Origin of the sequence: Herbiconiux daphne, from assembly GCF_024979295.1 — a bacterium.
Classification (GTDB): Bacteria; Actinomycetota; Actinomycetes; order Actinomycetales; family Microbacteriaceae; genus Herbiconiux; species Herbiconiux daphnes.
In genome coordinates this window covers 1-811 of record NZ_JANLCJ010000280.1, presented here as the reverse complement: position 1 = coordinate 811, position 811 = coordinate 1, and the positions used below count along the sequence as shown (strand labels likewise).

The 811-nt window shown below is 47.5% G+C and carries 1 protein-coding gene; it reads left to right on the top strand.

The features are described from left to right. Positions 1–654: hypothetical protein (locus N1032_RS24670; RefSeq protein ID WP_259543157.1), on the top strand; the 654-nt coding region annotated here is incomplete at its 5' end. Positions 655–811: the final 157 nt, after the last annotated feature.

Sequence of the window (811 nt, the reverse complement as noted above, 5' to 3'; positions counted from 1 at the left end):
GTTGCTCGCCGCATGGGTAAGGCTCACATGAAGGGTGAGATGGTTTCCCAGACTCAACGCCTTGTATCCTGCTACGAACTCGACGGTACTCGCTACAAAATCGACGGCCATAGCCGTACTGAAGCATGGAAACGTGCTCAGTTGGAAAAACCTGAAACCGTAGCCTGCGTGATTTACCACTGTGAAACTCTGAACGATGTTCACAACCTCTACAAAGCTCTGGTCAGCAAACTGACCGCTGAAACGAAAGCTGAATCTGGTTATTCGGCTCGTAAGCGTGTTGGTTATGAACCAACTTCACCGTTCGGTCAGACCAGCTTTGGTGCTGCCTATGCCGTGCTGGGTTACAAAGACGAAGAGGAAGGTCTTACCGCTTTCCTTGAAGCCTTCAAGATCATCGACTCCTGGAACATTCAGGTGAAGAAATCTCGTGAACTCAGCGTTGGTATCAAAGCAGCCATGCTGAAAACCCTGACTGACGATGAAGCGAATGCCCGTTCCTTCTGGGCTAAGTACCTTCAAGCGGATATGAAAGTGACTCCTATTTGGAGTCTGTTAACTCAGGTTGCTCAGCCGGGTGCTGGTGCTGTGTGGTCAAACAAAATGTACAACGCTGCATTGACCAGCTTCTGTAGCTATCGCGCTGCTCTGTAATCTGAAAAAACTTTTCAACCATTCTTCTTGTGAGGTATATATGTCTAGCACACTTATTAAAACCTGTGTTACCACTGATGAACTGAAAGTCGAAATGGCGAAAGTCAAAGTTCGCCGTCATCTGGGTAACAACTGCAAATACGCTTACACTGATGAA